The sequence below is a fragment of the Deltaproteobacteria bacterium HGW-Deltaproteobacteria-6 genome (assembly GCA_002840435.1).
Lineage (GTDB): Bacteria > Desulfobacterota > Syntrophia > Syntrophales > Smithellaceae > UBA8904.
The window spans coordinates 585,862-612,451 of the sequence record PHAT01000005.1 but is presented as its reverse complement, the minus strand read 5'-3'; the positions used below and the strand labels follow the sequence as shown (position 1 = coordinate 612,451).

Below are 26,590 nucleotides of genomic sequence, written 5' to 3'. Positions count from 1 at the left end.
GGGCATTACATGATTTTAATCGAACTTAATTTTCTTCACCTTTTAAACCTGACGGATGGTCGTCTCTTTATTCATACATCGCCGTGAGGATCTCCAGAATTCTGGACTGACTGGGTGATGTCGGATCGGTGGCCATGTTCACCGCGTCGCGTGATGTATAAAAAGCAATTTCTTTGAGCGCTTCCTTGCTGATGCCGTGGGCTTTGAGCCGCAGGTCAATATTCAATTCCCCATAAAGCCACCTAAGCGCCGATTCCAGATCATCCGACCGGTTGATCAGATAAGCCATGTCCATAAAGGCCTCCCTGCAGGTTTCCTTATTGGCGATAACGAAACCGAGAAGACCGAAGATGGCCGCTCTGCCATGCGGCAGGTGATAGTGGGCGCCGATGGCGTGGGTGAGGGCATGTCCAAGCCCCAGCCCTTTGAGGAAGGCGATTCCCCCGCAGATGGCCGCCATACACATGTCCGTCCGGGCGCGCATATTGTCCGGCTCTTTGTAAGCCGTGATCAGACTACGGCCAATCAGTTTGACGCCGAAAAGCGCTTTGGATTCGAAGTAAGGGTGATAAGGCGTGGCCAGCGACACACTGCCTTCGATACAATGCGATAAGGCGTCAATGCCGGATTCGATGGTCAGTCCAGGCGGCATGGTTTTGGTGAAGAGCGGGTCAACGACCGCCAGTTTGGGAATAAAGTGATTGCTCATTAAAATGAATTTCAAATCTCTGGCCTTGTCGGTCAGAACGGCGCAGGGATTGACTTCGCTGCCGGTGCCCGAGGTGGTCGGCATGCAGATGATCGGCGGAAAGATCGGTTTGATTTTGCCGCCGCCGCCGACAATGCCTTCATACTCGCGCATGTCGCCGCCATGGGTGACGCGCAGTCCCAGTGTTTTGGCGGTATCCAGCGAACTGCCGCCGCCCAGGCCCAGGATGCCGTCACAACCCGTTTCTTTATAAAGCGCGCCGGCTTTTTCGATGAGCTCGATGGGTGGATCCGGTTCCACTTCCGAGAAAATATAGGTTTCAATCCCGCTTTTTTTCAGGATGTCCTGAACTTCCGCCGCGCGGCCGCTTTTCAACATAAACGGGTCCGTGACCAGAAACACCTTGGTAACTTTCAATGCTTTGATTTTTTTCCCCATCGACCGGGCCACACCTTCGCCCATCAGAATGTCCGGCATCGGCGGGATGCGGATCTCCCAGACTTTTTCTTTTTCCCTGAATGCATCGAGGCCCTTCCACAAATCTTTCACCTCCGCTTCATTGACATCAAAGACGGAACTGGTCGGAGCGATCAGTTCTTCGCGGAAGAAGGCCGGAATCTTCGTATCGATTTTGCTGAACTGGGCTTTTTCATTGAAAGCCAGCTGATCGCGAAGCGCCTGTTTGGCAACGTCGATGACGGCTTCTTCCGTCATGGTGAGGCCGAAGCGCGCATTCATCAGTTTGGCGAAAAAAGGATAAACCGGTTCGCCGCCGGGAACGGCATTGAGGCAATAACCGAAGGCGTCACAGGCCGCCGCCTTGATCTGCGTGGCAAGCGACGTCTGGATTTGTTCTTTCTTTTCTTTGGGCTGTCGATAGGTGAGACCAGCCGTGTGATCCGCGCCCATCGGAGACGAGAAGTACGTCACGCCCGTGCCCTTTACCGCGCGGGGATCATGGGCGGGAAGAGCCTGACCCTTAAAAGCCGGAATCCGATCGACGTTCAGGAAGCGGGCCGTTGTCACTACGCCGTTGGCTAATGCGAATCCGAGTGGCGTCTCCTTTTCAATCTCCTGCAGAAGATTTTCGGCGCTTTGTGCATCTCCCCATTTCATCCTGCCCGCTTCGGCGGCCACACCCAGTGCGCTTCCGGCTTCAATGCCGTCGAGTCCGATATCGTCGCACATGAACTTCAATCGCGCGATGGCATCATTATCGGTAATGCCCAGGTTGGTGCCCAGAAGCGCGATGGTTTCATATTCATAGGCGGCGCATATTCTTTTACCGTTTTTATCCGGATAGATAATAGAACATTGGACAAGGCAGCCCGGCATGCAGCCATGCATCCTGCCGCCGCGTTCGAAAAGGATTTTCTGGATGTTGTTGCCGCTCACCGCCGTAAAATTTTCGGGACGGCCGGAACGGTAATTCATCGCCGGGAGCGAGCCGTGGCCGGCGGAATTCGTTATGGCAAAGGGCGTGCCGAAACGGGAATACAAACTGATGCTGACGTCGTGTTTTAAAATATCCGCCCATTCGCGGACGGTTTTGCGGAAGGCGTCCTGATCGGCAATCGCGACCTGCTCCGCCCCGGCCGGATCGAGAATAATGGCCTTGAGCCCCTTGGAACCCATGACCGCGCCCAAACCGCCGCGCGCGGCGTTGCGTGACGGATCACCGAAAATATCGGTGAGCGATACGGAAGCACCCTTATATTGACGCTCCCCGGCAAGTCCCGTGGAGATCACCGCGACCTTATCGGAATATTTTTGATGAATCGCAGAAACCAGTTCGTAATTTTTCATCCCGCGGTACTCATCCGCCGGAATCAGTTCCGCTTTGTCCCTGCTGATGAAAAGACAATACAGTTTTCCGTCTCTGGGTGCTTCTTCAAAAATAATGGCGCGCAGGCCCAGGCGGTCCAGATACTGGCCGGCCGGACCGCCGGAGTTGGCTTCCTTGATTCCCTGGGTCAAAGGACTCTTCGCGCCGACGGAAACGCGCCCCAGTTGCGGTGCGCGGGTTCCGGCCAGCGGGCCGCAGGCGATAATCAATTTGTTTTCGGGGCCTAGCGGATCACAAAGCGGAGGTACTTCTTTATTCAGGATTTTGGCAATCAGAGCGCTGCCGCCCAGGTAGGTCCAGTCTGACGGAAGATTTTCGGATGATACCTTTTGATTGTTCATGGATACGCGCAGGATTTTCATGGATCCTCCTTGTAATGAACGATTATTTTATCTGACGGGGGAGTATAATGAAGAAACAGGAGGCAAGTCAACTTTTTATTCTTGCAGCAACAAAGGCGGATAAAGCGGTCGATCGGGGAATAACGATTGATTTAGAAAGGAAGCGTGCAGGGCGGCCGGGACACTGACCGCCCTGCATGCTTTGCAGATTATTTCTTTTCTTCCTTGATGCCGGCAATTTTTTTGGCCAGCTTTTTCTTCTGCTCCAGATTACCCTGACGGGCGATCATGATGCGCTGCGCCTGAGGCGATCCGGCGCCGTGCATTGATTCCGTGCGGTAGCCGACGGCCGCCGTACCGAGCGTGAGGTTTTCCACCAGGCGCATGATCCGCGAGCGGTCCTCACAGGAAACATTGGCGTTGCCCTGCATGTATTTTTCCAGAACCTTGCCGATTTCCGGATTCTTGAAATCCTGTTCGGAAGGCATGGTAACCATCATGCCGCCCGCGATATCTTCGGCCAGACGGCAAATTTCGTAGGGGAAACGGGTGACATTCTGCTTGCAGACGTTGGCCAAAAGCAGGTCAATCAGATACGTGCCGGACGCCGTCTTATGGCCCTGCGCGGAACAGGCAATGCCGCACGAAAACAAGGTTTCGTTCAAATGCGTCATCTCGATCAATTTGTCTTTGACGTGAGAAGCCTTCGCTGCGCCATTGTAATCCGCCGCCGTAGCCGCCGCGCCGATCAGCACGTCGCCCACGCCGACCTTGCAGCCGCCGTAGCTCTGACGATGGTAACCGGCAAAGCGTTCGACCAGCATGCCGGAAAATTCGGTTTCACCGCACATCAAAACGTTTTCCCAGGGAATGAAAACATTATCAAAGACCATCAGGGCTTCATGGCCACCGAACTCCTGGTTACCTACATCAATCGTGCCGCCTTCGAGCTTGCGCGTATCGCAGGACTGACGCCCGTAAATGTAAAAAATGCCTTTTTCATCCGCCGGGCACACAAAGGATACGGCGTAGTCCGCATCTTCCTTGCTCATGGCGATGGTCGGCATGACTAAAATCCAATGGGAGTTCACCGCGCCGGTCTGATGGGCTTTGGCGCCGCGCACAACAATGCCCTTGTCATTCTTTTCTACGACATGGACAAACATATCCGGATCGGCCTGCTGATGGGGGGCCAAACCACGGTCTCCCTTGACGTCCGTCATCGCGCCGTCCACCGTCAGATCCTCTTTCTGAACCATTTTCAAAAAGTTGATGAAGCGTTCATGATATTTCGTACCGAGTTTCTGATCCATTTCATACGTGGTGCTGTCCACCGCGTTTGTGGCATCCATACCCACGCAACGCTGAAAACACGAACCCGTCTGCTGACCCAGCAGCCGCTGCATTTTGACTTTTTTCACGAGATCTTCCGTGCTCTGGTGAAGATGCGTAAAGCGGTTGATTTTTTCTCCGGTAAGGTGCGAGGTGGCCGTCATCAGATCCTCATATTCCGGCTTTTGCGCCAGTTCATAGGTCTTTTTGACGGAATTCATGGAAGGACGAATAATCGGATTATCAACCCAATTTGTCACCAGTTCTCCCATCAGGTAAATTTTAAAATTCATTTTGCGCAGACTTTCTTCGTACTGCTCGGGCGTTTTAAGTGCCATTTGATTCCTCCTGACGTTGTGTCCCAATTTTGTCACAACGCTTTTGATGTATTAATAGATAATTTGTTTACATTTTACCGGCTGTCAACCAAGAGAATCGGGAGTTGCGTCTTTTTTGACGCAACTCCCGCTGAATATTCGGATTAAAGGGCTTCTACAATAAACGCATGACCGGGACCGCCGCTGGCGCACAGGGACGCGCAGCCGAATTTCTTGCCGCGGCGTTTGAGTTCGTTGATCATGGTGATGATCAGGCGAGCGCCGGTGGCGCCGACCGGATGGCCCATGCTGATGCCCGAACCTACGGCGTTGATTCTGTCCAACGGAATCTTCAATTCGCGATTGCAGCCGATGACCTGGGCGGCAAAAGCTTCGTTGAATTCAAAGTAATCGATGTCTGCCAGTTTCATTTTGGCGAATTTCAACGCGTTGTGAACAGCCGGAACAACGCCCATGCCCATGATGCGGGGCTCGACGGAACCGGGGGCGGAAGAAACAACACGGGCGATGGGTTTCACACCCAGTTCTTTGGCCTTTTCGGCGCTCATCATGATCATGCAGGAACCGGCGTCGTTCAACCCGGAGGCGTTTCCTGCCGTGACCGTGCCGTCTTTCTTGAAGACCGGCTTCAGTTTGCCCAGAGACTCCATACTGGTGTCCGCTTTGGGATGTTCATCGGTATCAAACATGACCATTCCCTTTCTTGTTTTAACTTCGACAGGAACGATTTCATCCTTGAACCAGCCGTTTTTGATGGCGGCGCAGGCGCGTTGATTGCTCATCAATGCCCATTCATCCTGCTCCTGGCGGGAAATTTTGTATTGGTCGGCAATGTTATCCGCCGTGATCCCCATGTGATAACCCAGCATTGCATCAACCAGACCGCCGATCATCAAGCTGTCCTGAATCTTTTCACCATCGTTCAGCCGGTAGCCTTTACGGGCGCCGAAGAGCAGATAAGGCGCGTTGCTCATGCTTTCAATGCCGACCACTGCTCCGATGTCAATTTTGCCCAGCATAATTTCCTGCGACAGCAATTCGGAGGCGCGCATGGAAGAGGGGCACTGCTGATGAACTGTAAAAGCGAAGGATTCCACCGGCAGCTCCGCACCCAGAGCAATGTGACGGGCGCTGTTTCCCGGCGCACCGGCCTGATTGCACTGACCGGCAACCACTTCTTCGACCAGCTTTTTATCGATACCGGCCTTGGCGATGGCCGCATTTAAGACCGTCACGCCCAGCTGAACAGGAGTGAAACCTGAAAGCGTCCCCATGTAATCTCCGATTGCTGTCCTGGCACCACTGACAATAACTACTTCTCTCATAATGTTTCCTTTCTTAACGTTTATTTAGTTGAGATCTTTGATTGATTATACGCTGTGCTGTTCATAACGATGCGGCACAAAATCTTAATTACCCTGAACAAGTAATCAGATTTTGCCACGTGCCCGACGATTTGATTGCAGTCAGGAAAACAAAGCTGATTAAGAATCAAAGTTCTCTTTATCGATATATTTCATACTTTTTTTTGCCTTTATCAATAATTGAGTCCCTTAGCAAGTCATTATTATCCGGCAGGGCACGGCGGCCACCGGAAGCAGACCGGCAACCGTTAATAATCAGAAAAATACATTACTTTTTCAATATTGATTTGACTTGCCTGAGTGTTTTCCATATACTGCCGCGCATCCGAACAAATTAGCGAGTTTTCCCCTGAAATTTCAGCAGGGAAGATATATTCTTATCAGACGAGGTGAATTTATGGCTAATGATGTAGATGTGAGCGCTGTGTACGACAATCCGAACAATCTAGTTGATTTGTTTGAGGAAGCCGTGGCCAAGTATGCGAGCAACAGACTTTTCGGAACGAAAAATCCGGCGTCCGGACAATATGAATGGGTAACCTTCAAGTACGTAGCTGACAGAGTTGATAACCTCCGGGGCGCCTTGAAAAAGCTTGGACTTGCCAAGGGCGAAAAGGTAGGCGTTATCCTCAACAACTGCACGGAATGGTTTATTTGCGAGCAGGCTGTTCATGGCCTGGGCGGCGTCTTTGTTCCCATGTATCTTGCGGAACTTCCGAAAGTCATGCAGTATGTCGTCACCGACGCCGAGATTAAGTTTCTGTTTGCCCGCGACAAAAACATTTATGAAAAGGTCAAGGATTTCAAAAAAGATATTCCCACCTTGAAAGAAATCTTTGTCGTTTACGGTGAAGGCGAGAATTCCATGAACGCCCTGGAGGAAATGGGCAAGAAAAACCCCGCGCCGTCCATCAAACCTCTCTGGTCGGATATGGCCAACATCGTTTATACCTCCGGCACAACCGGCGATCCGAAAGGCGTTGAACTCTCTCACGGCAGTCTTACGTTAAACGCGCGCCTCGGTTTAGACTCATACGGCATCAATGAACACATGCATGTTGTGGCCGTTCTCCCCTGGGCGCATGTCTATGGCCTGGCGTGCGACCTGCACCTTTACGTCGCTGCCGGCGGCGGCATTGCATTTGCCGAATCGGTGGAAAAACTGATTCAGAACTTTCAGGAAGTCAAACCCACAGGGCTCTGCGTGGTTCCCAAAATTGTCAACAAGGTTTATGATTCTATTTTACAGGGCGTTGCCGCTGATCCTACCAAGAAGCTGTTTTTTGACGCGGCCGTCGCCGAAGCAATCAAAAACAGAGATCTTCCCGAGAAAACAAAAGAATTCAAAGATTACGACGCGCTGGTTTTCTCCCAGTGCCGCAAAATTTTCGGCGGAGATCTGAAATTTTTCGTGACCGGCAGCGCGATGGTCAAACCGGAAATCGCCCTGTTCTTCAAAGATATCGGCCAGCCGACATTCGACGGCTACGGCATGACGGAAGCAGGGCCGGTCATTACCTCCAATACCCCTAAATACGGCAACAAACTGGGAACCGTCGGCAAGGTGGTTAAAAACATGCACGTGGTGATTGACAAATCCCGTGTGGGAGCAGACAGCATGGACGGCGAAATCTGCGCTTACGGCGCTCACATCATGATGGGCTACCACAATAAGCCGAAGCAGACGGCGGAAATTATGATGCCGGATAAATGGAACGGCTTTCCCGGCATCCGCACCGGCGACCGCGGCTGGCTTGATGAAGAAGGCTACCTGCATATTACCGGCCGCTTCAAGGACGAATACAAACTGGCCAACGGCAAGTATGTCCATCCGGAAGGCATTGAAAATGAAATTAAACTGATCCGCTACATTCTCAACGTGATGCTTTACGGCGACGGCAAAGACTACAACGTGGCTCTGGTTGTGCCCGACTTTGCCGTGCTGAAGGCCGATCCGAATCTCCAGCCGCTCCTGAAAGACACTCTGGAAGAATCCCTCAAGGACAAAGCGGTAACCGATTACCTGTCCAAGGATATCACGGCCCACCTCCGCAAGACTTACGGCGGCTACGAAGTGCCGCAGAAGTTCCTTTTCGTCGCGGAAGATTTCACCGTGGAAAGCGGTATGCTGACCCAGACGTTTAAACTCAAACGGCCGCTCGTCATGAAGAAATTCGGAGATCAGCTTCAGGATCTGTATAAATAGAAATCCGTCCATCTTTTAAAGAATGAAAACCCGTCGGGGCAGGCCCTGGCGGGTTTTTTTATGCGGCGCTTCACGCTCACCGTTGTTTTTTTGCGTAATTTTTTTCCGTTTAACCCGCTTCAGCACTCCCCGTTTCAGAATCCGTCAGCGTGTAGGTGAAAGTCCTACATGCTGTCTGAAAATTTCTCACATCTAAATCGGACTGCGTCCGATACCGCTAATCATTTAAAGAATGTATTCAATTGCCGCAGCGGAAGAGCCCGAGCTTTAAATGGAGACCGGATATGAAGGATATAGACACGCAATACACGGAAAAGTTGATTTCGGCTGATGAAGCCGCAAGTTTTATCAAGTACGGCGACAAAATTTTTTACAGCGGGTCAGTTTTATTTCCCGACGCTCTGGATGCAGCGTTATCCAGGCAAATTCATCTCTTGAGAGACATTGATCTCCAGGGCGTCTGTTTTTCGCGTGCGCCCAAAATTGTGGAAGCGGACCCCAGGCGCGAGCATGTCATTATGAAGGATTGGCATTCCGGAAGCGTATCCCGCGGCCTCCATGATCGTAATCTGTGTAATGACATCCCCGCCTGTTATCATCAGGGCCCCCGAACCATCAGACAATACCATGATTTTGCCGTCTCTTTCATCACGGTAGCCGAAATGGACAAAAACGGTTATTTCAACTACGGGATTGCCAATGCAATGACTGATGCTGTTCTGGATAAATCAAAAACCATCATTCTGGAAGTGAATAAATCAGTTCCGTATTGCTACGGCGGAAATCGTGAGTCGGTTCATATTTCCAAAATTGATTATATTGTGGAAGGCCAAAACGCCCCTCTGGCCGAATTTGAACCTGCGGCGCCTGAAGAAACCGAGCGGCGGATTGCCGGGCATATCATGAAAGAAATTGAAGACGGAGCCTGTCTCCAGCTGGGAGAGGGCGCTCTGCCCGCTCTCATCGGCCGGATGATTGCCGAAAGCAGTTTGAAGAACCTGGGCATTCATACGGATGTGCTTACCGATTCCTGCGTTGATTTATATCAGGCCGGCAAGATCACCGGCAAAAGAAAATCGGTTGACCCCTTCAAGATGGCCTACAGCTTTGCCATGGGCACAAAAAAACTCTATGATTTCCTCGATCACAATCCGGCCTGCGCTTCGTATCCCGCCGATTATATCAATGATCCGAAAATAATTGCCCGAAACGACAAAGTCGTAGCGATTAACAATGCCGTCGAAGTGGATCTTCACGGACAGGTTTGCTCGGAATCCATGGAAAACAGCCGACAACCGGGCACAGGCGGCCAGCTGGATTTTATTGCAGGCGCTTTCCGGTCCCACGGCGGCAAGGGCATCATGTATCTGAATTCAACATACAGGGACAAAAAAGGGAAGCTGCATTCGCAAATCGTCCCAACCCTCGGGCCGGGGTCGATTGTCACGGTGCCCTGTTCCATCGTTCAGTATGTGGCAACGGAATACGGCATCGCCAAGCTTTGCGGCAAATCCACCTGGGAAAGAGCAGACGCGCTGATTGGCATCGCCCACCCTGACTTCCAGGATGAACTAATCAGACAGGCTGACAAAATGAAAATATGGGTTAAAGGAAAGTAGACATTAATTTTACCGGCTCGATATTCCGCGCAGGTATATCCCGGAGAACGGCAGACGACTATGGCCAGTCTTTTGATCACCTGTAAGCCGCCCGTTAAAAACATAAAAGCATTTCCGGAAACCTCTACCAATTTTGCTGAAGTTAAGCTTAATCTATGCTACAGTTTTCCCAGTTAAGCGACACAACAAACAGCATCATTCTATCCGGGTGATATTTTAGGGGCAACAGGTGCGTCCACGCAAAACAACCCAAAAAGACTTGATGGAACCTGCCGATAATCTTCGGACGGAATTGACCGGAATAAATGCCTCCGCGCCGCCTGGGACGTTCGGGGAAAACCTTTACAAAATTCTGGCGCATAGTACGCAGGTCGGCTACTACATTATCCAGAACAAAAAGTTTCAATTCATCAATGCCCACTTCCGGGATTATACAGGCTATACCGAGGAAGAGGTTCTCAAGATGAAACCCGCCTCCCTCATCCTGCCGGAAGACCGGCGCAATACAACCAAAAATGCCGTCATGATGCTCAGGGAACAGCGCTTTTCACCCTATGAATTCCGTATTGTCACCAAAGACGGCCGGATCAAATGGATTATGGAAAACGTCATGTCGATCACGTTCAAGGGCAAGCGGGCCATTCTGGGCAGTTTGATGGACGTCACCGAACGCAAAGAGGCGAGCCGCAGACTGGAAGAACTGGAAGCGCTGGAGTCCTCCATCCTGGACGCGATCCCCCAGGCGGTTCTAGGTCTGCACGAGCGGCGCATCAATTTTGCCAACCACGCGGTCAAGGTCATCTTCGGCTGGCACCGCGAGGAGCTGATCGGCAAGAGTATCCGGATGATCTATCGCAACGAAAAGGAGGCGGATAAGATCGGCGCTATTTTTTATGCCACGCTTGAGCATCAACGCACGTATGAGACGGAGTTTGCCTGCCTGCGCAAGGACGGGCGGGAAATACTCTGCCGGATGAAGGCCTCGCGCATCGGAGAAAAACTCCGCGAGAAGCGGATTGTGGTCACTTATGAAGATATCACGGCGGAAAAAAAAGCGCAGGAGGAACTGCAGCGCTCGCGCGAGGAATTGCGCAATCTGTATGTCCATCTCCAATCGGTACGCGAAGAGGAAAGCACGCGCGTCGCGCGCAAAATTCACGATGAACTGGGGCAGTCGCTCACCGCGCTGCAGATGGATCTGTCCTGGCTTAAAACCCGTCTGCCCGCCAACAGTAAAGCGATCCGGGAAAAAACGCAAAGCATGTCGGGCCTGGTCGATTCCACTATTGAGAGTGTCCACAACATCACGACGGAACTGCGCCCCAGCCTGCTGGATGACCTGGGGCTGCCGGCGGCCATCGAATGGCAGGCCGCGGACTTTCAGAAGCGCTCCGGCATCCGCTGCCAGGCGAATATCAAGAGCGCGAACAGTGTCATCGACAAGAAACTGGCCACGGCCGTCTTCCGTATCTTTCAGGAAACCCTGACCAATATCGCGAGACATGCAAGGGCCACACTCTGCAAAGTCAATCTCTCGTCAAGCGAAAAGGAACTGTCCCTGGACGTGACGGACAACGGGGTCGGCATCACCCAGTGGCAGGTGGATGATCCCCGCTCCTTCGGCATGATCGGCATGAGGGAACGCGCCCATCTCTGGGGCGGCACGGTTCATATCCGCAACGCCAAACCGTCCGGAACAACGGTCCGGGTGCTCATTCCGCTTGATAAAGGAGGAAGACCGACATGATACGCATACTGGTTGCCGATGATCACGCCGTGGTGCGCCAGGGCGTGATCCAGATTCTGGCGGACGTCCGGGATATTCTGGTCAAGGACGAAGCGCAAAACGGCGCCGAGACGCTCGATAAGGTTCTGAAATATGAATATGACGTGGTCCTGCTCGATATCTCCATGCCGGGACGAAGCGGTCTGGAAATTCTGGAAGACATCAAAGCCCAGCGCCCGAAGCTGGCTGTATTGATCTTAAGCATGCACCCTGAAGAGCAATATGCCGTGCGCGCTCTGCGCGCGGGCGCATCAGGCTATCTCACCAAAGCCAGCGCGCCGCAGGAACTGATCGGCGCCATCCGCAAGGTTGCGCAGGGCGGAAAATACGTTACCGCGTCGCTGGCTGAAAAGCTGGCCGACGAACTGGATATCGACACGCAAAAGCTGCCCCACGAAAGGCTTTCCAACCGTGAGCATCAGGTCATGCTGATGCTGGCTTCCGGCAAGTCCGTCTCCGACATTGCCGATGAATTGTGCCTGAGTGTGAAGACCATCAGCACCTACCGCACACGGGTCATGTCCAAAATGGGCATGAAAAAGAACGCCGAACTCACCCTTTACGCCGTTCACAACAAATTCATCAATTAGTCTTGCGCTGCCCCACATTGCCATATCGACCGCAGGCGACAGCCCGGCGCATGCCGGGGAGATGCCTTTTTGCAGACCCGATTTTAGACTTCTCCCGGAGCAGGACCCCGCTTATGCCGGGATCGAAGTGACAAAATGCATGTTATTCCGAATCCGCCGAAGGCGCGGGAAGAATCCGAATATTCGTCTGACAGCCTGTCGGACAGAATCCGTCATATGCCCCGGCATCATTCTGACATGTAAATCAGCCCTCAGCCGATATAATCTTTCCAACGCCTGTGCTAATCCGCTATCGTGTTCGTGTTCCGCATTGTTTGGTTGCGGAACAAAAAAAACGAGGGGAAAACACATGAGGGGGAGAACATGATGGAAAGGACATGCTCAGGATCACCGCGGGCGTCATCGGGAACATTTGTCACCCGGATGGCGCCGGAATCAACAAAGGGCAAACTTTTGCAGGACGGGTTAGCTGAGATTATCCATCAGGCCGTTCGGGACAACCGCAGCTACCTGATGGAACATGAAAGCAAGGAAATCCTCGAAGGCATCGGCATCCCCACGACGGGGTACCTGGTGGCCCGCTCCGAGGACGAAGCGCTGGCCATCTGCGATAAAATCGGGTTTCCCGTGGTGATGAAAATCGTTTCACCGGATGTTGTTCACAAAACGGACGCCGGCGGCGTTAAACTCAATTTGATGAGCGCCGAAGCCGTCCGCTGCGCCTACCGTGACATTCTGGAAACTTTCAAATATCAGCATATCGAAGGCGTTGCGGTGCAACGGATGGCCAAAGCGGGCATCGAAGCCATCATCGGCGTAGCGCGCGATCCCAGCTTCGGCCCCCTGATTATGTTCGGTTTGGGAGGCGTTTTTGTCGAAGTTTTGCGCGACGTATCGTTCCGCATTCTGCCGATCACCGAAAAAGACGCAGCCCAGATGATTGATGATATCCGTGGTTCGGATATTCTGAAGGGGTACCGCGGTCAGACCGTTGATCTGGACTCGCTCAAACAACTGCTTTTGAAAATCTCCCGGCTGGTTGAGGAGAATCCGGAAATCAGCGAACTGGATATCAACCCGTTATTTCTCTACCCGGATGGCTATGTTACCGTCGACGCACGGATGTTTGTCACCGAGCCCGCGCCGCATGAAAACGTCGCGGCAGCAGGCAGGGAAAGCCTGCACGATTTCTTTTATCCTCAGAGCATCGCGGTGATCGGCGCCTCCGATGTCAAAATAAAACTGGGTTACAACGTTTTCTGGAATCTGCTGAGCCACGATTTTCCGGGCAAACTCTACCCGATCAATCCGTATAAGGATTCCGTGCTGGGCATCAGGGCCTACAAGTCGATCCGTGATGTGCCGGGTCCCGTGGATCTGGCCATTGTCATTGTTCCGGCCAAAGCGGTTGAGTCGGCTATTGCCGATTGCGCTGAAAAGGGCGTCCGGTTTATCGTCGTGGAGGCGGCGGGGTTCGCCGAAAGCGGCGAGGAAGGCAAGCAGGCTCAGGAAAGAATTCTGAAAATCATTCACGAGCATGGCTGCCGCGTGCTCGGCCCCAATTGTTCCGGCGTCATTAACACCCATCACAACATGGTGCAGTCCATCGGGCTGCTTTCCGATCTGAAAAAAGGGAATGTCGGGATGGTGGCCCAGGCCGGTGTTTACGCCGCGGGAATTCTCACCGGATTGAGCAACGTGCTTGATTTCGGCATTGTGGCGACAATCGGCAACAAGATGGACATCAATGAAACGGATATTCTGGAGTATCTGAGCAATGATGATCATATCTCCGTCATCGTCATGTACATGGAAGACATCCGCAGCGGCAAGCGTTTTGTCGATGTGGCAACAAGGGCGGCGATGCGCAAACCGGTCATCGTGTTGAAATCGGGACGGACGGAAGCCGGTAAAAAAGCCGTGTCCTCGCATACCGCATCGCTGGCGGGCAATGATGAAGTGAACAACGCGGCCTTCCGGCAGAGCGGCGTCATCCGGGCCCGGGACAATGAACATCTTTTCGCGCTGACGCGGGCTTTTTCCAAACAGCCTGTTCCGAGAGGCAACGGGGTTTTAGTCATCACGTATACCGGTTCGCTGGGTGTCGCGGCAACCGATATGCTGTACCTTTCCGATATGCGTCTGGCCACCCTGGAACCTTATTTTGAAAAGCGTTTAAAGAATGTTTTGCCCGATTATGCCAGCATTGGCAATCCGATTGATTGTTCGTTTTCCATGACGCCCGGGCAGGTGAAGGATCTCATTGAAATCGGCGTGGAATCGGGCGACGTGGCGAGTTTTATCGTTGTGATTCAGGGTGAGATCCTGGGTTCGTTTGTCGACGTCATGAAGAGCATCGACTATAAGGAAAAGCCGGTGATGTGCGTGGTGGCCTGCAAGGAATTCATGATCAACGATGTGATGAAAATGGAACAGGCCGGCTTCCCGGTATATTCCACGGCCGAAATGGCGGCGGAGGTGCTGGGGCAGATGTATCATTACGGTGTCAGGAGGCAGAGCGCCATTGCCGATTCCATCGCCCGCCACCTGACCTGCGACACGCTGTCGGTGGATAACAATCCCGTGCGCCTCAGACTGCTCAATCACAAAGATGTCGGCCTGTGGACGGATTTTGTCAATGGCTGTTCCGAAAAATCCCTGTGGCTGCGGTTTCTGGCGCCGTTTTCCGCCACGCCGGAACGGGCGCAGCGTTTCTGCAATCTCAATCCGGAAGAAGAAGTCGCCGTTGTCGCGGAAATGAAGGTCGGTGATCAGTATAAGTTTCTCGGCATCGCCCGTCTGATCAAAAACAAACGCTGCGCGGGCGAAGCGGAATATGCCATTATCGTTTCCGATCCCTGGCAGCATCGGTATCTGGGCGCTACCCTGTCCCGGCAGTGCATTGAGCTGGCCAGAAAGGAAGGATACAAGGCCATCCGGGCGGAAACGATTCTGCAAAATTACGCCATGATCAATATCTTCCGCCGCTGCGACTTTGCCCTGGACGCTAAGGATGAAAACATGGTTTCCATGCTGCTGAATCTTTCGTGAAGCGAGGTTCGTGACCCCCTTTGCAGGGGGCGCGAGCGTATTTCGCAGCGCATGAAAAATTCAGATAAATAAAGTTGTCCACTTTTACGTGGCAGTCTAACAGACAGCGAGGGCTTCCCTTTGCTCGCAATGACATTGTAACACCGCCGCAAAGAAGGGAATCCACCATTATTTGAACTGGTTTACTCGAAAAGATGATAGCGGACAATGGGAAGACTACATATTTTTGCCATGATCACGACTGGAATTCGTTGATCAACTTCACCCACTGTTGAGTAGAGGGGCGATTTTCCGAATCATTCCTCAAATAGAAACCCACTTGACCCGTTCCCGGAAACAACCACACTCTGCGGAATGAATTTTTCAGACACTTTTCTTTCAGCATCTCAACGATTGAGGCGCTGATGTCCTGATTCCGGTATTTGGGGTCGACGATTATGTCATGGATATGCGCATAATAAACCCCATCGGATACCAGACGGCCAACACCAATCAGCGTTTGATCATCATAGGCGGATATCCAATACCAGGAATTATCAATGGCCGCCTGTAAAACTTCATCCGGCACCACATCAGCGGTTGTCCATCCTGTGCTCTCATACAGCTTCTTATAGGCAGCAAGGGTTGGCTTGGAATTCACGTATTTGATCATTATCAATTTCCCGCTAACAATTAATATACGTCACACTTAAAATATGGCTTTTTGTAATAAATATGTTTTGAGGATGATATCCCTTTTACATAAAAGATCATTGGAAAGCAAATAAATATTATCCGGCCCGAACGCCTGAGTCATCCTCCACAACCCTGTCTGTGGTTCCTGTCTGCCGTGTACCCGGAAGACACTGTTCTGCTTTTCAGTCATTATTTCATTGACATACCGGATAGCGTTTCCTATACTTCATCCTTACAAAAAGGGAATTCTTATCAAACCGGTTTCCAATCGCCGAATGGTCTCAAAGAGGTGACTTTATGTTTAAATCTAAAATAGGCTTATCGCTGACTTTAATCTTTATGACGGCTTTGGCGTATGCGGCCCCTCCCGTGCTGCGATGGATTTCCCTTTCTACCGATTCCCCGGATACGGTCCGCGAAATAATCCGTTCCGAAGTGGACAATCGCGAAGGCTTCTCAACCAGGCAGGAAGTGAGAGCGAACCTCCAGGCTGTTGAGGAAGAAAAAGAAAGAGAGGATGCGGATTACAAGAGTTCCATCCTTGCCGCAAACAGAGAATTTATCCGCGCCAAGAAAAAGAGAGATGAGGTGACAACGCAATTTCAGGCTTCTTCCACCGAACTTGACGAAGCCGCCAAAGACATCAAGACCGTCCGCGCTACCAATGAAAATCTGGATGCCCAGATTGATCGCTTTGAACAGGATATTAAAACCCAGAAGGATTCTCTGAAACGATGGCTCCAGTCGGAAAAGCAGGGTGAAATCCTGGTGGCCGTTATCTACACCCGCGGATTCAAAGACAGCGCCCATAAGCTGGAAGGCACCGCCGACAAAGCTTCAGCGCCGCTGATCGCCCAGTATATGGGAACTTATATCCAGTCCTTCACAAAAGTCATTCATAGCATCGCGGCTTTTGATTTTATCCGCGCCACGGAGGAAGGCACGGCTAAATGGAACAAAGAAGAGCCTCTGCGCATCGAACTGGAAAAAGGTGAAAGCGGGACAACGTATCTGCGCCTGAAGCGCTATGAGCTTTACCCTTTCCAGGATAACAAGTCCGGAAAAATAAGCCCGGTAGCCGCTTCGGCAAAATATAAGGTGGCCGTTATAAGCTCCCATAAGGATTTGGAAGTATTTCTGACGCAAAACCAGTTTAATCCTAAAAATTATGAACTGACCCGGTTTGAAAACGCCATCCGGGATACGGCTCAAAGCAATCTTGCCGCCGGAGACGGCTTAAATGAACAGGTTAAATCTTTTCAGGACAGAATCACGAATCTCCAGAATAAAATCAAAACGGCTAAAGGAGAAAAGGAAACTCAAAAATTACTGCTGAAACGCAAAGAAGAAACTTACTACAAAATGAGCCTCGATGTGGCGGCCATTCGGGAAAGAAAAGATTTGGTGGAAAGGCAGTTTCATGACGCGCAGGCGGTTCTGCAGGAGAAAAAGCGGACCCATGAATCCATTATTATCAAAACAGCCCTGGCCACCACCAAAGGTTCGCAAAGCCCTGCCGAAGCTTCCGCCGAAGCCATTCTGGATAAACTGGCCGAAGTTAAAAACGATGCCAAGACGCAGCACTCCAGCTCCACAACTGAAGTCACCAATTTTCAGGTAACTGCGGAATCTTCCACCCAGGCCATAACGGAAGCGCGCATTATTGCCGTTCGGCTAATCTCTTTTATTAATGAAGGGGACTCTGTGCGCGTCAACATGGCTTTCCGTGTCCGGACCGTTCTGGAGGAGCAGGAAGTAAAACAGCCCCTGAAAAAGCAGGCCGTTTATGAAAAACAAACTAGGGAACCCATTTACAAAAGCGAGGATGCCGTGCCGGAAGCCAAGCCCAGGCCGGCAGCGGAAGCGCCTCAGGAAAAAATAACAGCGGCAACGCCCCATCGCAGCTATCAACCGCTGGCCACCGTTAGCGCGCTGGGATGTCTGTTTGATCTGCGCAGTGTCCAGGTTGCCAAAGACGGCATTCACGTCCGGCTGGAAGTGATTAACACGGATGCCGATGTCCGGTCTGTCGCTTTTTATGATGAACGCTTCGGCCGATGGAACAGATCAAAGATTTATGATGAATCCGATAAATTTTATACAACCACACATGCCTATGTTATACAAGGCGCCCATAAAAAACAGATGTATGATATCGACAGCCGGGGTAAAGGTATTGCCCTGCAGCCGCAAACATCCGTTGCGATGGAGCTGGTGTTCGCCGGTGCTCCCGCCAATACAAAAACGATCAAGATCAATCTTCATCCGTTTATCTACTATAAGCGCGCCTGGATTCCGTCCTGGCAGGAATTTGATCTGGTGATTCCCGATATTCGACTTGCCCCTAAAGCCCAAAGTTTGAATGCTACCCCGGCGCCGGCAACAGCCCCGGCGCAGGCGCCCCCCAAGGCAAAAAAAAGAAAGAAAAAGTAGGTTATCCATCAGAGCATTATTGGTGATTTTTTATGGTAAGCGAAGCAATCAGCGGTTGAGGCAGGTGAAAACCGCTTGCAGCAGACCGGGCGCGCCATTGACCCCGCCGCCCCGGGGTGCTTTATAACATTCGTCGATCCATAACAGCACAAGATAGACTCCGCACTTCCGCCGGTTCAGTCACCTCGAAGAAATCACTTGATTTCAAATCAAAATAGCGACAGCTTTGACGGAAGAATGTAGCAAAGAAAAGATTTAAGGAGATAACATGTTCAAGACCAAAAGCTTCATTATTTTGCTGATATTCATTTTTACTTTAATGATCGTCAATACCGCGCTGGCGGGAAAAAACGAAGCGGAAACCTTGTGGGAGATGGGGGAAAAGGCTTCCGCGGCAGGCAACAACAAAGACGCTCTTGCTTATTATCAGCGCTCGCTTGCTCTTTGCGCGGGCGACTGGGAATGCGTAGCCGCCGACCTCAACGGCATCGGCGCGGTTTACGAGGCGATGGATGACGACAAAAAAGCATTCAAGTACTATGAAGACGCGCTGGCCGCGGCAAGAAAAGCCAATAACAAGGATCTGATTGCGGCCAATCTGTTCAATACCGGTGCGGTTTACCACCGTACTTTTAATCAATACGAAAAAGCATTGGGCCTCTTTGAGGAGTCTTTGAGAATATTCCGGGAACTGAATGATAAAAAAAGTGTCGCCATCGTTCTTTTCAATATGGGCAAATCACAAAACGCCCTTAACCGATATGACCGGGCTTTGTCCGTGCTCACCGAGTCGCTCCGTATCAACAGAGAATTGAATGATTTGCAGGGCATCGCCGTCAGCCTCAACCTGATCGGCCGTGCCTACTCAGCCCTCGGCCAATACGACAAGCCGCTGGCCTATTATCAGGAAGCGCTCCGGCTCACGAGGCAGATTAATAATCAGCAGGAAATGGCGACCACCTTAACCAATATCGGCGATAACTATTGCGATCTGAATATGCGTGACAAGGCCATTGCCTATTATCAGGAGGCGCTCGCCATTCAGAAGAGAAATAATATTCGTCCTGACCTGGCGATAACCTATACCAACATGGGCGCGATGTATAAGGAGCTGGATCAATACGACAAGGCCCTGGCCAACTATGAAGAATCGCTGAAAATCAGCAGGGCGCTGGATAATCCGGCCCTGATTTCCACCAACCTCAATAACATCGGCAATGTTTATGCGAGTCTGGGCAAGTCCGCTGCCGCGCTGAACTATTATCAACAGTCGGTGAAACTCGAAAAAGAATTGAGAAGACCGCAAAGAATTGCACTGGGCCTGAACAACATCGGAATGGAATATTTCCGGCAGGGCCTCTATGACCAGGCGCTGGCCAATCTCCAGGAAGCCTTGCAGATAGAAAGGAAACTGGACAATCCGCATAACATTGCCGCGCGCCTCAACAATATCGGCGCTGTTTATCTCCGCCAGAAGCGATACCGTGAAGCACAGGACGTATTTATCGAGCGGAAAAATCTCAGCAGGCGTATTACAAAAACCCGCCTGATTCATGCCGGTTTGATAGAGGTTTATCTTGCCACAAATCAATATGATGACGCGCTGGCCCTGCTTCGGGAACTGCCCCCCAACTGGCGGGACAGCCGGAACCGCGCTCTGGAGTACCACACCCAGTACGGCCTGGCTTTGAAGGGCAAAGGCGCGCTCAGGGAATCATCAAAGGAACTGCTGCAGGCAGTCACCATTATTGAAGAAATCAGACGCGCCGTTGGAGAGCGCGGCGAGTTTTTCGCAGGCGGCGGTTATATCAGCAGGCTGACACCTTACCGGGAGTTGATGGCAGTTCTTGCGGCCATGGCCATCCGGGGAGAAACGCAGGATGATGCTTTTGCGCCCTATGGCACGGATGCCGCCGCGAGCGCCTTTTATTTTGCCGAACTGGCCAAGGCCCGGATGTTTCTGGAAACCATGGCGGGAGCCGTAAGGAAATCCGAAGATCCGCAAATCCCGGCATCCATCAAATCAAAAGAAGCAGAGATTGTTCAAGCGCTTGCCGCCATCGGGAAGAACAAGGAAAGCGCTTATGCAAAAGGCGAGGCGGCCTTTAAAAACCTCCTGTCTGAAGAAAGGAACGTGACGTCGCAACTCGATTCCCTCATTCTGGAAATAAGAAAGGATTATCCGCTGTATGCCGCCCTTCATTATCCGCGGCCTGTTGCCGCAGGATCACTGCCCCTGAATGATTCGGAGGCCATCATCGAATTCGGCGTCAGCCATGATGCCGTTTTTGTCTTTGATGTCCGGAAGGGCGGCGTTGTTAAAATTTACCGGATCAACCTTTCTGGAGATCAACTGGACGAAAAGGTGCAGAAATTCATCGAGCCTTTGACTTCCGGCAGGTTTGCCGGGTTTTCCGCAAAATCGGCCGGAGAACTTTATCATCTGCTGCTGGCCCCCGTTTTCGCGGGTGAAAACAATAAAGCGCAGCGGTTGATCATCGTCCCCGACCGGCTGCTCGGGCTTCTGCCGTTTGAGGCGCTGGTGGTCAGGGAAGGCAGGGACGAACGCGGAAACCTCTACGCCGGTGATCAGTGGAACATCACCTACGCCCAATCGGCAACTTCTCTGGCCCTGACCAGAATGCTGAAAGCGCAGGCGACGGGAAAAACGCTCTTTGCCATCGGCAATCCTGTTTATGACCGGGCGGACCCGCGCTATATAGCCTACAAGCAGGGAAAGCCCCTGCCTGCGCCAGGCCCCGGTTTAAAACAATACGCCTATCGCGGCTTAACGTTGCTGGGCAAAACGGACGCCGCGACGGCAACCGAAGAAGTGGTCTATCCGGCGCTTCCCGAAACAGAGGATGAGATCCGGGCCATTGCTTTGCTCTTTGGCGTCCAGCCCGTACCTCCCGCTATTTTGCTGGGCATAGCCGCGAACGAAACAAATTTCCGCAAGGCCTCGCTTGGCGATTATCGCTATCTGCATTTCGCCACCCACGCCGATCTGCCGGGAAAAATTCAGGGTATCCAGGAACCTTTCATCATTCTGGGACAGGTGGAAAATAAAGAAGGCGATGACGGGTTTTTAACCCTGAGCGACGTGCTGGGGTTGAAATTGAATGCCGAGCTGGTTGTTTTATCGGCCTGCTCGACGGGCAGGGGCAAGATGACGGAGGGCGAGGGAGTGGCCAATTTTGCGCGGGCCTTTCAGCATGCCGGAGCGCGAAGCGTTGTTGTCAGCCTCTGGGAAGTGGCCTCCGAGGCCGCCGTGGAATACATGAAGTCATTTTACGGCCAGATCAAATCCGGCAAAAGCAATGCGGAGGCGCTGAAGTTTGCCCGCAAGGAGATCAAGTCAAAATATCCTAATCCCTTTTACTGGTCTGTTTTTGTTTTATATGGAGAGGGCTGAAAAGCTTATTGACGGACAGTAGAAAGGATGTTTTCAGCTGAATCATGCGTGCCTTCAAGCCCCGTAATGCCGACACTCATTGCCTGCGCTGCCTGCTGCGCCGGGAAATCTGCATCTGCCCGGTCATTCCTTCTGTGCCGACGCGAACGGAATTTCTGATTCTGCGGCACATCGGAGAAGCCGGACGTCCCAGCAACACCGGCCGGTTAATCGACCTGGCCTTGCCGAATGCCCGAATTATCGCCTGGGGCGGCGGCACCCGCGTCGGGCTTTCGCCTCTTGATGATGAGTTGCTTCAGGCTCCCGGAACATGGCTCTTGTGGCCCGACGGACCGGATACAAAGCAGGATGTAACGCCGCCCGGGCGCATTGTGGTTCTGGACGCAACCTGGCGTCAGGCCCGGAGGCTTTATCACCGCACCCCGACGCTGTGGTCCCTGCCCCGGCTGGTTCTACCCTCTCCCGCGCCCTCCCGGGGCCGGCTGCGCGATCAGCATCGCGCCGACGGCATGTCCACCATCGAGGCGGTTGCTGCGGCACTCGCCGCAATTGAGGGGGCCAAGGCCGCCGAACCGCTGGAAAAGCTCTACGATGAAGTGGTCCGGCGCACCCATGTCCTGCGCTGGGGAACCACATCATTTTGATCGTTTCGGGATAAGGCGGAATGAAGGAAGCTGAAGTGTTGACGTTTCCGGCTCCCCCCAAATCATTACTAAAACGTTTACTGTTGCTTTCTTTCCTGCTATTCTTCTTTCGTCTTTTTGCCATCCGGGCGCCGCTTATTGTTTATCGCGTATTTTGCCTTTCCGTCAGATAACAGGCCCCCCCCGGATGGTTTGCCTGCTTTTTTTAAAAAAGACCCGCAGGATTGCCGCATGAGAAAATGTGAAATATTTTAAGACAGGGAGAACGTCAGGTGAGGGAGAAAGAAAATCCGGCAGGGGCAAATGAAGTAGCCGTTTTACGCCAGAGAGTAGCCGAACTGGAACAAAATGAAATCAGGCTCCGGCGCATGGATGAGATGATTCAAACGGAAAAAGAGCGTCTCAAGATTCAATACCGGCTTACCAACATTCCGACCATCACGTGGCAGAAAAAGGGCAATGATTTTATCGTCGCTGATTATAACATCACCATGGAAGATTTCACGGATGGACTGATTGGAAACTTTCTGGATAAGCCGGCAAGCATTATCTATGAAAACAGACCCGACCTCCAGTTGAATTTGAATACCTGTTTCAATGATCATGGTTTGATCAAGCTCGAAACGCCGTATCAGATGTTCACGAATAAAAAACAGAAGATTATCGCGTTTACTTTTATCTATATGCCGCCGGATTCCGTCATCAGCCATATGGAAGATATCACGGAGCGCAAGGTGGCGGAACAGAAACTCCGGAAATCGGAAAAACAGCTGCGGGTGCTGTCCGCGCAGCTGATGACGATGCAGGAGCGGCAGAAAAAACACATCTCCCGGGAACTTCATGACAGCATCGGACAGTACCTGACGGCGATCAAATTCAGCATGGAGAATACCATTCTGCAGCTCAATGAAAAACAGGATATAGCGAAAGCGACCGGTTTTCTGGATGCGGGCATAAATCTTTTAAAGCAGACCATTGACGAGGTACGCAGAATCATGATGGATCTGCGGCCGTCCATTCTGGACGATCTGGGCATTCTGGCGACTATCTCCTGGTTTTGCAGGGAACTGCAGGTGGTTTACACCAGCATGAAAGTGGAGCAGGATATTCAGCTTGCCGAGGAAGATATTCCGGAGCCCCTGAAAATTATTATTTACCGGATCCTTCAGGAAGCGCTCAACAATGCTGCAAAACACAGCCGCGCAAGCGGCGTGCTTGTTTCACTGAAAAAAGTCAAGGGCAGGATTCAGTTGACGATCGAGGATAATGGCAGGGGTTTTGACATGAAAAAGGTCGCCATGGACGACGACATCTCCGTTCTGGAGGGCATGGGGCTGATCAGCATGCGGGAAAGGGCGGAACTTACCGGGGGCTCCCTGGTGATAGACTCGCGGTTGAATAAGGGCACCGCCATTATTGCATCCTGGTAAATATTGAGTCGCCTTATTGAGCAACCAGCCCTTTCTCGATGGCGTAGGCCGTCAGGGCCGATGCCGTATGCAGATCGAGCTTTTTCATCAGATTTTCCCGATGTTTTTCCACCGTTTTCATGCTGATGCACAAATCGTCGGCGATTTCCCGGTTCTTGTATCCCTCTCCCACCAGCTTCAGAATCTCCCGTTCCCGGGAGGTGAGCGTATCCCAGACCGTAACAGGGACGTTTTCCTGTTTGCCCTTCAGATAACCCTCAATCACTTTTCCCGAGATTTCGGGGCTCAGGTAGTGTTTGCCCATCAGCACATTCTTGATGGCCAGTAAAAATTCGGCGCGGCTTGCTTCCTTTAAAATGTAGCCATCCGCCCCGGCCTGAAGACTGGCCAGAACATATTCCTCTGTTTTATACACCGTGAGAATCAGGATTTTAATTTCCGGATGCTGCTTCTTGATTTCCTTGATGGCTTCAATGCCGTTCATCCGGGGCATGGAGAGGTCCATCAGCATGAGATCGGGCTTCAATTCCGAGGCGCTTCGAACGGCTTCGCGTCCGTCTTCGGCTTCTCCGATCACTTCCAGCCCGGCAATCGAAGAAAGCATTGCTTTCAGGCCTTCCCTGAGAATCGTGTGGTCTTCGGCAATAACAATTTTCTTTTTTTCCGCATCCATAAGTTTCTTTTTCGGTACATGTAATGGTTATCAACCTACCATGAGATCACGCGTTCGTAAAGCACCAAACCGGAATTCTCCGCATTAATCATTTTCGGAATAGGGTCTTGTCCGGACATAAATAAGGCCATCACCTGATTTACTTTCGTGTGCCTTTTCCCTAGTCTGTCAGCCAGGCAGACAATAGCGCCTGAAGAAAAAGGGAGAATCTGATGCCGAAAATCATGATCATCGATAATAATCTGACTTACGGGCAGATGCTGGCTGATATCCTGAAGACGAAAATTTCATCTTCGGTGATCAACCTGAGCGCGAATTGCGCCGATCTCATGGAGCAATTCAGACAATTTTCTCCGAATATCGTCTTCATTGATGTCCAGTCCATGGGAACCGCTTGTTTTGAACTGACCAAGAAATTCAAAGCGCATCATCTTGCTTTGCGTGTCATCTGGATCACAAGTCATGACCAACCGGAATACCTGCAAAAAGCCAAGGACAGCGGTGTGGATTATTGTCTTTCGAAAAATTCCATCAACACGGATGGCATTATCGATATTATTTTCATTGAGCGCAAGGCGGACAAAATAACGGATAACTGAGCCGGCCGCCGGCCAAAACCGCGTAAGGTGAGCGTCATCAAAAATGCGTTCATCCTTCCAGTGGAAATAAGTGGTTCACCGAATTTACAGAAAAAGGAGAATTCCCTATTCTGCATCCGAAAGTAAAAACGAAATGATGCAATAAAGATAACCGCCATTCCGTGGTTCATGTTTCCCCCTGAATGCTGTGGGCATCCCCCCCTCCTCGAACGGCGAAGGAGGGAAACATGAGCCCGGATGGTAAACCGGAAAAAGATAAAGGAGAATAAAAATGAATACGATGAAGGATGTAGTAATTGTTTCTGCCTGCCGCACAGCCATCGGGCGTTTCGGCGGCACACTGAAGGATTCCAACGGCCCCGTGATTGCCAGCGTCGCCATGAAAGAAGCCGTGCGGCGCGCCGGTATCGATCCGGTGATTATTGATGATGTCCGGTTCGGCTGCTGCTGCGAGCACCATGACACCCTGAATATCGGCAGAGTAGCGTCGCTGATGGCGGAGATTCCGGACACGGTTAACGGGGTCACCGTCAACCGGGTTTGCATTTCCGGTATGGAAGCCGTGGTTTCCGGTATGGCCATGATCCAGGCGGGAATAGCGGATGTCATTCTGGGCGGCGGCGTCGAACACATGTCCGGCGTTCCCTATGCCCTGTCGGGAGCCCGCTGGGGCTATCGTTTGCAGGATCAGGTTCTCGAAGACGCGCTGCAGCGCAAACTTTTCTGCGGATCGCGCCTCCTTCCCGGACCGGAGAAAGGCCCCGTCAAATCCGGCATGCCCATTGATCTGTATAAAGGCAAACCCTATATCATGGGCCTGACGGCGGAATTCGTCGCCCAAATGCTGGGCATCACCCGCGAAGAAATGGATGAAGTCGCCCTCAGGAGCCACAACAACGCGGAACGCGCAACAAAAAACGGCGACTTTACCGCCGAAATCGCACCCATCACCCTGGCCGGCAAAAAAGGCAAACCGCCGGTGATTTTCGATAAGGACGAACATTTCATGCCCGGCCTGACCATGGAAAAGCTTGCGGCCCTCAAACCGGCCTTTATCCCGGAAGTCGGAAAAGTCACTGCCGGCAACGCTTCGGGACTCAATGACGGCGCGAGCGCCATGATCATCATGTCCGCCGAAAAGGCAAAGGAATTGGGTTTGAAGCCGCTGGCGCGGATTAAGGCCGTAGGTTACGGCGGATGCCATCCTTCCATCATGGGCACCAGCCCCATCCCGGCCGTCCATCAGCTGCTGAAGAAATCAGGCCTTAAAATCAGTGATTTCGGTCAGATTGAAGTCAATGAAGCTTTTGCCGCGCAGTATCTGTCCTGCGAAAGAGGACTGGGGCTGAACCGGGATATCACCAACATCAACGGCTCCGGCATCGGACTGGGTCATCCCATCGGTTCAACGGGATGCCGCATCATGGTCACCCTGCTCCATGCCATGATTAAGAATGGCAAGCCCCTGGGCCTGGCAACACTTTGCGGCGGCGGCGGGGTGTCCATGGCGACGGCTTTGGAGCTTCTGTAAGCAGAAAA

16 protein-coding genes are annotated in these 26,590 nt (G+C 51.9%); 11 read left to right on the top strand and 5 right to left on the bottom strand.

All coding sequences use genetic code 11. The features are described 5' to 3' along the window. Positions 1 to 67: 67 nt before the first annotated feature. From CVU71_12975 to CVU71_12965, 3 genes are all read right to left on the bottom strand, one after another. Entirely contained in the window at positions 68 to 2,917 is a 2,850-nt protein-coding gene (locus tag CVU71_12975; GenBank protein ID PKN18404.1) for a hypothetical protein, read from the bottom strand. Between the two features lie 188 nt (positions 2,918 to 3,105). Beyond that, the gene (locus tag CVU71_12970) at positions 3,106 to 4,566 is read right to left on the bottom strand and encodes a 4-hydroxybutyryl-CoA dehydratase (protein ID PKN18403.1); all 1,461 of its coding nucleotides are present in this window, start codon (positions 4,564 to 4,566) and stop codon (positions 3,106 to 3,108) included. A 143-nt stretch (positions 4,567 to 4,709) separates the two neighbouring features. Further along, the gene (locus CVU71_12965; GenBank protein ID PKN18402.1) at positions 4,710 to 5,891 is read right to left on the bottom strand and encodes an acetyl-CoA C-acyltransferase; all 1,182 of its coding nucleotides are present in this window, start codon (positions 5,889 to 5,891) and stop codon (positions 4,710 to 4,712) included. A gap of 436 nt (positions 5,892 to 6,327) precedes the next feature. Here CVU71_12965 and CVU71_12960 point away from each other — a divergent pair, with 436 nt between their 5' ends. From CVU71_12960 to CVU71_12940, 5 genes are all read left to right on the top strand, one after another. Then, positions 6,328 to 8,136 carry a hypothetical protein gene (locus CVU71_12960; GenBank protein PKN18401.1) on the top strand — a complete coding sequence of 603 codons (1,809 nt, stop codon included), beginning with the start codon at positions 6,328 to 6,330 and terminating at the stop codon, positions 8,134 to 8,136. Between the two features lie 284 nt (positions 8,137 to 8,420). Then, positions 8,421 to 9,755: a butyryl-CoA:acetate CoA-transferase gene (locus CVU71_12955; protein ID PKN18400.1), complete on the top strand. Its 1,335-nt coding sequence runs from the start codon at positions 8,421 to 8,423 to the stop codon at positions 9,753 to 9,755. A gap of 262 nt (positions 9,756 to 10,017) precedes the next feature. Next, entirely contained in the window at positions 10,018 to 11,502 is a 1,485-nt protein-coding gene (locus CVU71_12950; protein PKN18399.1) for a hypothetical protein, read from the top strand. Continuing rightward, positions 11,499 to 12,131, top strand: a complete 633-nt coding sequence (locus tag CVU71_12945; protein ID PKN18398.1) for a DNA-binding response regulator — start codon at positions 11,499 to 11,501, stop codon at positions 12,129 to 12,131. Before CVU71_12950 ends, CVU71_12945 begins: the two co-directional genes overlap by 4 nt. 363 nt (positions 12,132 to 12,494) lie before the next feature. Then, on the top strand, positions 12,495 to 15,182 hold the full coding sequence (locus CVU71_12940) for an acyl-CoA synthetase (protein ID PKN18397.1): 2,688 nt from the start codon (positions 12,495 to 12,497) through the stop codon (positions 15,180 to 15,182). Between the two features lie 235 nt (positions 15,183 to 15,417). Here CVU71_12940 and CVU71_12935 read toward each other — a convergent pair whose 3' ends face one another. Continuing rightward, positions 15,418 to 15,834, bottom strand: a complete 417-nt coding sequence (locus tag CVU71_12935; GenBank protein PKN18396.1) for a GNAT family N-acetyltransferase — start codon at positions 15,832 to 15,834, stop codon at positions 15,418 to 15,420. Positions 15,835 to 16,154: 320 nt separating this feature from the next. Here CVU71_12935 and CVU71_12930 point away from each other — a divergent pair, with 320 nt between their 5' ends. From CVU71_12930 to CVU71_12915, 4 genes are all read left to right on the top strand, one after another. Then, positions 16,155 to 18,290 (top strand): hypothetical protein, encoded by a 2,136-nt coding sequence (locus tag CVU71_12930; protein ID PKN18395.1) that lies wholly within the window; start codon positions 16,155 to 16,157, stop codon positions 18,288 to 18,290. A gap of 268 nt (positions 18,291 to 18,558) precedes the next feature. Next, the gene (locus CVU71_12925) at positions 18,559 to 21,705 is read left to right on the top strand and encodes a hypothetical protein (protein PKN18394.1); all 3,147 of its coding nucleotides are present in this window, start codon (positions 18,559 to 18,561) and stop codon (positions 21,703 to 21,705) included. Positions 21,706 to 21,749: 44 nt separating this feature from the next. Then, a complete protein-coding gene (locus CVU71_12920) occupies positions 21,750 to 22,349 on the top strand; it encodes a hypothetical protein (GenBank protein ID PKN18393.1) in 600 nt (199 codons plus the stop codon). A gap of 272 nt (positions 22,350 to 22,621) precedes the next feature. Then, a complete protein-coding gene (locus tag CVU71_12915) occupies positions 22,622 to 23,779 on the top strand; it encodes a hypothetical protein (GenBank protein ID PKN18392.1) in 1,158 nt (385 codons plus the stop codon). Positions 23,780 to 23,792: 13 nt separating this feature from the next. Here the strand turns inward: CVU71_12915 and CVU71_12910 are convergent, their stop codons facing one another. Beyond that, positions 23,793 to 24,452: a DNA-binding response regulator gene (locus CVU71_12910; protein PKN18391.1), complete on the bottom strand. Its 660-nt coding sequence runs from the start codon at positions 24,450 to 24,452 to the stop codon at positions 23,793 to 23,795. Between the two features lie 212 nt (positions 24,453 to 24,664). On the opposite strand from CVU71_12910, the gene CVU71_12905 reads away from it, so the two are divergent. Then, the gene (locus CVU71_12905) at positions 24,665 to 25,051 is read left to right on the top strand and encodes a hypothetical protein (protein ID PKN18390.1); all 387 of its coding nucleotides are present in this window, start codon (positions 24,665 to 24,667) and stop codon (positions 25,049 to 25,051) included. Positions 25,052 to 25,331: 280 nt separating this feature from the next. Beyond that, complete coding sequence (locus CVU71_12900) at positions 25,332 to 26,582, top strand: acetyl-CoA C-acyltransferase (GenBank protein ID PKN18719.1); 1,251 nt, start codon at positions 25,332 to 25,334, stop codon at positions 26,580 to 26,582. Positions 26,583 to 26,590: the final 8 nt, after the last annotated feature.

Coding starts and splice junctions, on each gene's coding strand:
- CVU71_12975 (PKN18404.1), bottom strand. CDS start 2,917: ATGAAAATCCTGCGCGTATCCATGAACAATCAAAAGGTATCATCCGAA.
- CVU71_12970 (PKN18403.1), bottom strand. CDS start 4,566: ATGGCACTTAAAACGCCCGAGCAGTACGAAGAAAGTCTGCGCAAAATG.
- CVU71_12965 (PKN18402.1), bottom strand. CDS start 5,891: ATGAGAGAAGTAGTTATTGTCAGTGGTGCCAGGACAGCAATCGGAGAT.
- CVU71_12960 (PKN18401.1), top strand. CDS start 6,328: ATGGCTAATGATGTAGATGTGAGCGCTGTGTACGACAATCCGAACAAT.
- CVU71_12955 (PKN18400.1), top strand. CDS start 8,421: ATGAAGGATATAGACACGCAATACACGGAAAAGTTGATTTCGGCTGAT.
- CVU71_12950 (PKN18399.1), top strand. CDS start 10,018: ATGGAACCTGCCGATAATCTTCGGACGGAATTGACCGGAATAAATGCC.
- CVU71_12945 (PKN18398.1), top strand. CDS start 11,499: ATGATACGCATACTGGTTGCCGATGATCACGCCGTGGTGCGCCAGGGC.
- CVU71_12940 (PKN18397.1), top strand. CDS start 12,495: ATGATGGAAAGGACATGCTCAGGATCACCGCGGGCGTCATCGGGAACA.
- CVU71_12935 (PKN18396.1), bottom strand. CDS start 15,834: ATGATCAAATACGTGAATTCCAAGCCAACCCTTGCTGCCTATAAGAAG.
- CVU71_12930 (PKN18395.1), top strand. CDS start 16,155: ATGTTTAAATCTAAAATAGGCTTATCGCTGACTTTAATCTTTATGACG.
- CVU71_12925 (PKN18394.1), top strand. CDS start 18,559: ATGTTCAAGACCAAAAGCTTCATTATTTTGCTGATATTCATTTTTACT.
- CVU71_12920 (PKN18393.1), top strand. CDS start 21,750: ATGCGTGCCTTCAAGCCCCGTAATGCCGACACTCATTGCCTGCGCTGC.
- CVU71_12910 (PKN18391.1), bottom strand. CDS start 24,452: ATGGATGCGGAAAAAAAGAAAATTGTTATTGCCGAAGACCACACGATT.
- CVU71_12905 (PKN18390.1), top strand. CDS start 24,665: ATGCCGAAAATCATGATCATCGATAATAATCTGACTTACGGGCAGATG.
- CVU71_12900 (PKN18719.1), top strand. CDS start 25,332: ATGAAGGATGTAGTAATTGTTTCTGCCTGCCGCACAGCCATCGGGCGT.